This is a genomic window from Synechococcus sp. H70.1 (assembly GCF_047502705.1).
GTDB lineage: Bacteria > Cyanobacteriota > Cyanobacteriia > Thermostichales > Thermostichaceae > Thermostichus.
Genome location: NZ_JANSIV010000076.1, coordinates 48,316 through 58,334, shown reverse-complemented (window position 1 = coordinate 58,334; position 10,019 = coordinate 48,316). Strand labels below are relative to the sequence as shown.

At 59.4% G+C, this 10,019-nt stretch carries 1 protein-coding gene and 1 pseudogene; both read left to right on the top strand.

Going from position 1 to position 10,019, the window contains the following annotated elements:
- The first annotated feature begins 290 nt into the window (after nucleotides 1-290).
- On the top strand, nucleotides 291-3,680 hold the full coding sequence (rpoB, locus tag NW827_RS05650) for a DNA-directed RNA polymerase subunit beta (RefSeq protein WP_414361963.1): 3,390 nt from the start codon (nucleotides 291-293) through the stop codon (nucleotides 3,678-3,680).
- 105 nt (nucleotides 3,681-3,785) lie between these two features.
- Nucleotides 3,786-9,605, top strand: a pseudogene (locus tag NW827_RS05645) (DNA-directed RNA polymerase subunit beta'); the annotation flags it as partial.
- Nucleotides 9,606-10,019: the final 414 nt, after the last annotated feature.

The window sequence follows — 10,019 nt, the reverse complement described above, 5'->3', positions numbered from 1 at the left end:
GAAGGCTTTCCCACCTTGCAAGCTGGGTAAACTGGGCCTCCTCCTCGGGATCTCCGTCCTCTCCAGGAAGCCCGCAACCAACGGTCAACAGCCTAGAAGATTAGGATAGTCTGCCTAAGTGTGAATGGATGTGAACAATCCTTAAGGCAGGTTGGGAAGGAGGCGGGATCTGCCAGCTCCTGAGCCTAGGGCAGGGGTTGCCAGCGGCCCTTGTAACGTTCGTTGACGATCATTGGCGAGGCTTCTATAATTGAAGGCCTGACTGCAGCGCAAACCCTGCCAAGGAACGCATGACCCCACTAACTGTTCCCTCCCCTGTTCTTACCTTACCTGACCTGGTAGAGATTCAGCGGGAAAGTTTCCTCTGGTTTTTACGAGAAGGGTTTGAAGAGGAGCTCCTTAGTTTTTCTCCCATCGTCGACTACACCGGCAAGCTGGAACTGCACTTTCTGCCGGAGTATCGTCCCGGCGATCCCTCCAAAGGGTACAAGATTAGCAAGCCACGCTACGACCCAGAGGAGGCCAAGCGGCGGGACGCCACCTATCAAGCGCAAATCCGGGTGCCTACTCGCTTGATCAACAAGGAGACAGGCGAAATCAAGGACATGGACGTCTTCATGGGCGAGCTGCCCTTGATGACGGACCGGGGCACCTTTATCATCAACGGCGCCGAGCGGGTCATCGTCAACCAGATTGTGCGCAGCCCTGGCGTCTACTACAAGTCAGAGCTGGACAAAAACGGCCGCCGTACCTACAGCGCTAGTCTCATTCCCAACCGCGGTGCCTGGCTGAAGTTTGAGACTGACAAAAATGGCCTGGTATGGGTGCGCATTGACAAAACCCGCAAGCTCTCGGCGGCGGTTCTGCTTAAGGCTTTGGGTCTAAGTGACTCAGAGATCTACGACAGCCTGCGCCACCCCGAATTTTTCCAGAAGACCATGGAAGAGGAGGGGCGCTACAGCGAAGAAGAGGCGCTGATGGAGCTCTACCGCAAGCTGCGGCCTGGGGAGCCTCCCACGGTCTCCGGCGGCCAGCAGCTGCTGGAGTCGCGCTTTTTTGATCCCAAGCGCTACGACTTGGGCCGGGTAGGGCGCTACAAGCTCAACAAAAAGCTCAATCTAACGGTGCCCGAAAATGTGCGGGTGCTCACCGTTACCGACATTCTGGCTGTTATCGACTACCTCATCAACCTGGAGTATGACATTGGCCAGGTTGATGACATTGACCACCTGGGTAACCGGCGTGTGCGCTCTGTGGGGGAGCTGCTGCAAAACCAGGTGCGGGTAGGTCTCAACCGCCTGGAGCGGATTATCCGCGAGCGGATGACAGTTTCCGAGTCGGAAAACCTCACCCCAGCCTCCCTGGTTAACCCCAAGCCCCTGGTGGCTGCTATTAAGGAGTTCTTTGGCTCCAGCCAGCTCTCCCAGTTCATGGATCAGACAAACCCCCTGGCAGAGCTAACCCACAAGCGGCGGATATCGGCTCTGGGGCCTGGTGGCTTGACGCGGGAACGGGCTGGCTTTGCCGTGCGGGACATTCACCCCAGCCACTACGGGCGGATTTGTCCCATTGAAACCCCCGAAGGACCCAACGCAGGGTTGATTGGATCCTTAGCCACCCACGCCCGTGTCAACCAATACGGCTTTATCGAGAGCCCCTACTACCGTGTCGAGAACGGCGTGGTGCGCAAAGACCTAGGCATGGTCTACCTCACCGCCGACGAGGAGGACGAGTATCGCGTGGCACCAGGGGATGTGCCGGTCGATGCCGAGGGCCGCATCACGGCCGAGGTCGTGCCAGTACGCTACCGTCAAGAATTTACCACTGCCCACCCCAGTGAGGTGCATTACGTGCAGGTGTCACCGGTGCAGGTCATCTCGGTGGCCACCTCTTTGATCCCCTTCCTGGAGCATGACGACGCCAACCGCGCCTTGATGGGAGCCAACATGCAGCGCCAGGCGGTGCCGCTGCTCAAGCCGGAGCGGCCCTACGTGGGCACTGGTTTAGAAGCCCAGGCGGCGCGGGACTCTGGCATGGTGGTGGTGTCGCGCACCAATGGGGTAGTGACCTATGTTTCTGCGGATGAAATTGTGGTGCGGCCAGACGATGGCGGGGATCCCATCGTCTACCGCCTGCAAAAATATCAGCGCTCCAACCAAGACACCTGCCTTAACCAGCGTCCTTTGGTTTACGTGGGGGATCGGGTCGTGACCGGCCAGGTGCTGGCCGACGGCCCAGCAACCGAGGGCGGCGAGCTGGCCTTGGGCCAAAACGTACTGGTGGCCTACATGCCCTGGGAGGGCTACAACTACGAAGACGCCATCCTCATCAGCGAGCGGCTGGTCTACGATGATGTCTTCACCTCAGTCCACATTGAGAAATACGAAATTGAGGCCCGGCAAACCAAGCTAGGGCCGGAGGAGATTACCCGCGAGATCCCCAACGTAGGCGAGGATGCCCTGCGCAACCTGGATGAAAACGGCATTGTGCGCATTGGGGCTTGGGTAGAAGCCGGCGACATCCTCGTGGGCAAGGTGACGCCCAAAGGGGAGTCGGATCAGCCTCCGGAAGAACGCCTGCTGCGGGCCATTTTCGGCGAGAAAGCCCGCGACGTGCGGGACAACTCCCTACGGGTGCCCAACGGTGAGCGCGGGCGGGTGGTAGATGTGCGCATCTTTACCCGTGAGCAGGGGGATGAGCTGCCGCCGGGTGCCAACATGGTGGTGCGAGTCTACATTGCCCTCAAGCGCAAGATTCAGGTGGGGGATAAGATTGCTGGCCGCCACGGCAACAAGGGCATTATCTCCCGCATCTTGCCGATTGAGGACATGCCCTACCTGCCAGATGGCACCCCAGTGGATGTGGTGCTCAACCCCCTAGGGGTGCCCTCCCGCATGAACGTGGGCCAAGTGTATGAGTGCCTACTGGGCTGGGCAGCAGAGCACCTAGGGGTACGCTTTAAGCTAATGCCCTTCGATGAAATGCACGGCCTGGAGGCTTCCCGGCTGACAGTGGAGGCCAAGTTGCGGGAGGCGCGCGAGAAGACTGGCAAGGACTGGATCTTCAACCCTGAAGGCAAGTACTGTGGCAAAGTTCAGGTGTTTGACGGCCGCACGGGTGAGCCTTTCGACCAGCCGGTTACGGTGGGCCGTGCCTACATGCTGAAGCTGGTGCACTTGGTGGACGACAAGATCCACGCCCGCTCCACTGGCCCCTACTCGCTGGTAACCCAGCAGCCCCTGGGAGGCAAGGCGCAGCAGGGTGGCCAGCGCTTTGGCGAGATGGAGGTGTGGGCTCTGGAGGCGTTTGGGGCGGCCTACATCCTGCAGGAACTGCTGACTGTGAAGTCGGACGACATGGTGGGGCGCAACGAGGCCCTCAACGCCATTGTCAAAGGCAAGCCCATTCCTCGACCCGGCACGCCGGAATCCTTCAAGGTGTTGGTGCGGGAGCTCCAGTCCCTTTGCCTAGATGTCTCCGTGCACAAGGTGGAGGTGGACAGCAAGGGCCAGACCTACCACGTGGAGGTAGACCTGATGGCTGATGTCTCAACCCGCCACACTCCCTCCCGGCCCACCTACGAGTCCATTACGGCTGAGGATCTTTCGCCGGCGCCTAGGGAGGACTTCTCCCCAGCCAGCCGCAGTTGGGAGAAGGAAGAAGACGAGGACGATTTCTAGGGGGCGCTGGGTAGGTCTAAGGTCCCAGCCAACTGAGGAAGGAGGGGGATGATCCCTCTCTCCTTCCTGTCCAGGTGCTAGGGCAGCAAGTCAGGAGAAATGGCAATGGCCAGAACAGAGCAGCGCTTTGACTACATCAAGATTGGGTTGGCCTCTCCAGAGCGAATTATGGAGTGGTGCCAGCGCACGCTACCCAATGGCCAAGTGGTGGGAGAGGTCACCAAGCCAGAGACCATCAACTACCGGACCCTCAAGCCGGAGATGGATGGCCTCTTTTGTGAGCGCATCTTTGGGCCAGTTAAGGACTGGGAGTGCCACTGTGGCAAGTACAAGCGCGTGCGGCACCGCGGCATTGTTTGCGAACGCTGTGGGGTGGAAGTGACGGAGTCGCGAGTGCGCCGCTACCGCATGGGCTACATCAAGCTGGCCGCTCCGGTTACCCACGTTTGGTACTTGAAGGGGATCCCCAGCTATATTGCCACGCTGCTGGACATGCCGCTGCGCGACGTGGAGCAGGTGGTGTACTTTAACGCCTACGTCGTGGTGGATCCGGGCAATGCCCCCAACCTCTCCTACAAGCAGCTGCTGACTGAGGACCAATACCTCGAGATTGAGGATCAGATGTACGAGGAGGGATCCCAGCTGCAGCTGCCGGAAAACTGGGCCATGATTGGGGCGGAAGCTATCGAACGCCTGCTCAAAGACATTGATCTAGAAAAAGAAGCGGAGCAGTTGCGGGAGGAAATTGCTACTGCCCGCGGCCAGAAGCGAGCGCGCCTGATTAAGCGGTTGCGGGTTATCAACAACTTCATTGCCACTGGAGCTCGGCCTGAGTGGATGGTGCTGCGGGTGCTACCCGTCATCCCACCCGATCTGCGCCCAATGGTGCAGTTGGATGGGGGCCGTTTTGCCACCAGTGACCTCAACGACCTCTATCGCCGCGTGATTAATCGCAACAACCGCCTGGCGCGCCTGCAGGAGATCATGGCGCCAGAGATCATTGTGCGCAACGAAAAGCGCATGCTACAGGAGGCGGTAGATGCCCTCATTGACAATGGGAGGCGGGGGCGCATGGTGGTGGGGGCTAACAATCGTCCCCTCAAGTCTCTCTCAGACATCATCGAGGGCAAACAGGGGCGCTTCCGGCAAAACCTGCTTGGCAAGCGCGTGGATTATTCTGGGCGCTCGGTAATTGTGGTGGGGCCCAACCTGCGCATGCACCAGTGCGGCCTGCCCAAAGAGATGGCCATCGAGCTGTTCCAACCCTTTGTCATCCACAAGTTGATCAAGCGGAACATCGTCAACAACATCAGAGCCGCCAAAAAGCTCATCCAAAGCAATGACCCGCAGGTTTGGGATGTCCTGGAGGAGGTCATTGACGGCCACCCAGTTTTGCTCAACCGCGCTCCAACATTGCACCGCCTCGGGATCCAAGCCTTTGAGCCGGTTCTAGTGGAGGGGAGGGCGATTCAGCTCCACCCCCTGGTCTGTCCAGCTTTCAACGCTGACTTTGATGGCGACCAGATGGCCGTGCATGTGCCCTTATCCTTGGAAGCCCAGGCGGAGGCGCGCCTGCTGATGTTGGCCACCAACAATATCCTCTCCCCCGCCACCGGTGCCCCCATCATTACCCCTACCCAAGACATGGTGTTGGGCTGCTACTACCTGACCGTGGACAACCCCGAGGCGCCTGAGATTAACGACCGCTATTTTGCCAGCCTGGAGGATGCCCTCATTGCCTACGACCGCGGCATCATTGGTCTGCACAGCAAAATCTGGGTGCGCTACAGCGGCCCCATGGAGTTGGGCAAAGGAGAAAAAGAGTCAGAGCCCCAGATTATCGAGGAACCAGGCGGCACCCGACTCAAGATTACCAACTACCGTCGCATTCGCGAGGACCAAGAGGGCAACGTCATTAGTCAATACATTCGCACTACACCGGGTCGGATCATCTTTAACAAGACGGTGCAGGACATTCTGTCGGCGTAATTCCCCCTTTTCTAGCGAGGCACCATGAGCGAAAAAGGACAAATTTCTCCCAGCTGGATGCGGCGGCCTGCTCCTGGCTCTAGGACCGAGACCCCGCCGCCTCCTGTTCCCTTTCGCAACTATCAAATCGGTAAAAAAGAGCTGCACAACCTCATTGCCTGGGCCTTTGCCCGCTACGGCACTGCCCGCACAGCCCAGATGGCGGATGCCCTGAAAACGCTGGGCTTCAGGTACGCCACCCAAGCTGCTGTCTCCATCAGCATTGAAGACCTACGCATCCCGCCCAGCAAGCGGAAGCTGTTGGCCCAGGCAGAAGCAGAGATCGAGGCAGCCACAGAGCGCTTTATCCGCGGCGAGATTACGGAGGTGGAGCGCTATCAAAAGGTCATCGACACTTGGAACCAAGTCAATGAGCAAATTAAGGAGGAGATGCTCAACAACTTCCGCCAGAACGATCCTCTCAACTCGGTCTACATGATGGCCAACTCGGGGGCGAGGGGCAATGTCTCGCAAGTGCGGCAGTTGGTGGGCATGCGCGGCCTCATGGCCAATCCCCAGGGGGAGATCATTGACTTGCCCATTAAAGCCAATTTCCGCGAGGGCTTAACTGTTACCGAATACATCATCTCCTCCTACGGGGCGCGCAAGGGCTTGGTGGACACAGCGCTGCGTACTGCCGACTCTGGCTACCTCACTCGCCGCTTGGTGGATGTCTGCCAGGACGTGATTGTGCGAGAGGTGGACTGCGGCACGGACCAGGGGATCCCGCTGCAGGCTTTGATGGATGGAGACAAGGTCGTGGTGCCCCTGGAGGAGCGCTTGGTGGGGCGGGTGCTAGCCCAAGATGTGGTGCATCCGCAAACCCAGGAGATCATTGCCCGCCGCAACCAAGATGTAGATCACGATTTAGCCAAAGCCATTGTGGAGGCCGGCATCCAGCAGGTGATGGTGCGTTCTCCCCTCACCTGTGAAGCCAACCGCTCGGTGTGCCGCATGTGCTACGGCTGGAGCCTGGCCCATTCCCGTCTGGTGGATCTGGGTGAGGCGGTCGGGATCATTGCTGCGCAATCGATTGGAGAGCCGGGCACCCAGTTGACCATGCGCACCTTCCATACGGGGGGGGTGTTTACAGGGGAGGTGGCTCGCCAAATTCGCGCCCCCTTTGCCGGTGTGGTGCGCTTCCCGAAGAATCTGCGCACCCGCCCCTTCCGCACCCGCCACGGTGATGACGCCCTCCAGGTGGAGGTCAATAACCAAATTGTCCTGGAGGGACCGGATGGACAGCGGGAAGTCTTCGATCTAACCCAGGGATCCACCCTGCTGGTGCGAGATGGGGCGCAGGTGCAGCGGAATCAGTTAATTGGGGAAGTGGCTGTAGCCAAGGCCGTGCGCAAGAGCACCGAAAAAGCCCAGAAGGAGGTAGTAGCCGATTTGGCGGGGGAAATTCGCTTTGCTGACCTGCCTATTGAGGAAAAAACCGACCGCCAGGGCAACACTACCTCCACTGCCCAGCGGCAAGGGCTGATCTGGGTTCTGTCTGGCCAGGTGTACAACCTGCCTCCGGGCGCCGAGCCAGTGGTGAAAAACGGGGATCGGGTGCAGCCGGGGGATGTGATTGCCGAAACCTCCCTAGTAACTGAGCATGGCGGTATGGTGCGCCTGCCAGAGTGCAGCGACATCAAAGGTGGACGGGAGGTGGAGATTATCAATGCGGCCGTGGTGCTCCACGAGGCGCGGGTGCGGGTGGAATCTCACCAGGGCCGGGAGCAATTTTTGCTAGACACCCCCAGCGGCCAGACTTTTGTCCTCAAAGCCACGCCAGGTACCAAAGTCGGCAACGACGAGGTGGTGGCAGAGCTAATCGACAACCACTTCCGCAGTCAAACGGGGGGCTTGGCCAAGTTTGCTGGCATTGAGGTAGCTCGGCGGGGCAGAGCAAAGCAGGGCTACGAGGTCATCCGCGGCGGCACCCTGCTGTGGATCCCGGAGGAGACCCACGAGGTGAATAAGGACATCTCTCTCTTAAACGTCGAGGATGGCCAGTACGTGGAAGCCGGCACTGAGGTGGTGAAGGACATTTTCTGCCAAAATGCCGGTGTAGTTGAGGTTATCCAGAAAAACGACATCCTCCGGGAAATCATCATCAAGCCTGGATCTCTGCATTTGGTGGAGGATCCCGCTGACTTGGAAATCCCCACTGGAACCTTCATCCAGCCGGGTCAAAAGCTGCTTAGCAGCATTGTTCCTGACCGACTGGTCTATCTGGAGCAGGTGGAAACCCCCGAAGGACCTGCCGTCCTCCTGCGCCCGGTGTACGAGTATGAAATTCCCGATCGACCTGTGGTGCCCACCCAGGAGTCCACGAGTGAGTCTGGTCGCTCCATTCGCCTGCGGGCTGTACAGCGGGTTCCCTTTAAGGACGGGGAGCGGGTCAAGTCGGTGGGTCCAGTGGAATTGCTGCGCACACAATTGGTGTTGGAGATCGATACTGACGCCCCGCAGCTGAAGGCTGATATTGAGCTCATCCAGGATGAGAAGGATCCCAGTATCCGCCGCCTGCAACTGGTGATTCTGGAAACCTTGGTGCTGCGCCCCGATGTGGAGGCAGATCTCACCCAGGGGAGTACCCACACCCGGCTGCTGGTCAATCAAGGAGACACTGTTGGCAAAGGGGGAGTTATCGCCCGCACCGAGATCCAGGCCAAAAAAGCCGGGATTGTGCAAGGGATCCGCCAGGGCACTGAGGTAGTGCGGCGGGTGCTAGTCATTACCGACGACGATCTGCTGACGGTGCCCTTAAACGGACCCGCTAGGGTCGAGGTGGGAGCGCTAGTGCGAGCTGGAGACGAGCTGGCGCCAGGGATCCCTGCTCCTGAGTCGGGCCAAGTGATGCAAATTGCGGAGGGGCACCTGGTGCTGCGGCTGGCGCGGCCCTACCTGGTTTCCGCAGGTGCCATCCTCCAGGTGCGGGATGGAGATCTCGTGCAGCGGGGAGATGCCCTAGCCATCCTCATCTTTGAGCGGGCCAAGACCGGCGACATCATCCAGGGGCTGCCGCGGGTGGAGGAGCTGTTAGAGGCTCGCAAGCCCAAGGAAATGTGTGTCTTGGCCAAGCGACCCGGCATCGTGCAGCTAAGCTGGCAGGGAGAAGAGCCGGATCTAAGGGTCATCGAGGCCGATGGCACGGTTACTCCCTATTCTGTGCTGCCAGGGCAGAGCTTGGTGGTGGTTGACGGCCAGCCAGTGGGGGTAGGGGATCCCCTAACTGACGGCCCTGCCAACCCCCACGATCTTCTGGAGATCTACTTCGAGTACTACCGCCAGACCCTGGGAGATGACCAAGCGGCGCGGCTGGCCCTGCGGGAGGTACAGCGCTTCCTCGTCAACGAGGTGCAGAATGTCTACCGCTCGCAGGGGGTAGAAATTGCCGACAAGCACATTGAGATTGTGGTACGCCAGATGACCTCTAAAGTGCGGGTGGACGACAGCGGTGACACCGTCCTGTTACCGGGTGAGCTGGTAGAGTTGCGGCAAATCCAGCAAGAAAATGCCTCCCTAGCGCTCAGTGGAGGGGCGCCGGCCAAGTACACACCCGTCCTCCTGGGGATCACCAAGGCCAGCTTGAATACCGATAGCTTCATCTCAGCAGCCAGCTTCCAGGAAACCACGCGGGTGCTCACTGAGGCAGCCATTGAGGGCAGATCCGACTGGTTGCGGGGCCTGAAGGAGAACGTCATCATCGGCCGCCTGATCCCGGCAGGTACAGGCTTTAGCACCTACCAGGAGGTAGTGCCAGAGCCGGAGCCTCCTGAGGAGGAAGAGCATCCCGTAGTCCTGCCGGGGGTACCACGCCGCGTGGTCCTAGAGGATGACCAACTCATCGACGACTCCACCCCTATTGACGAGCCAACAGAAGAGGAGGAAGAAGAAGAGTAAGCGAGGCCACCTAAGTTGCGGTTGCTGTCCCTCCTGCTAACTTGGCAAGGAGGGATGGCTCCCCAGAAGGTGGCCTGTTTTTCCCTTCGGGGTTGGGGGCTGCCAGGTTTCCCAGAGGTCAATGGCCTGTTTGCTTTGCCCGCATAGGGGTTGTTGGGCAGACCCCACCTTGCGGTAGAGCCAAAAGCAGGGCAACACCACCTCGTAGGGATCCACAGCAGCCAAGGCCAAAACATTCCCACCGCCTAAAGGCGGGGGATTCTTACGCAGTTCAACAACGAACTTGTAAAGGCACTGGCAAGATGCCTCTAGACAGTCCCTTGAGGCAAAGCCCCTTAGCGGGACGGAGTCCTTGCAGGCTGGCTGAGACGTTAGTATCTCCCGGACGCTTGCCACCGTTTTAGGGACTCGCCT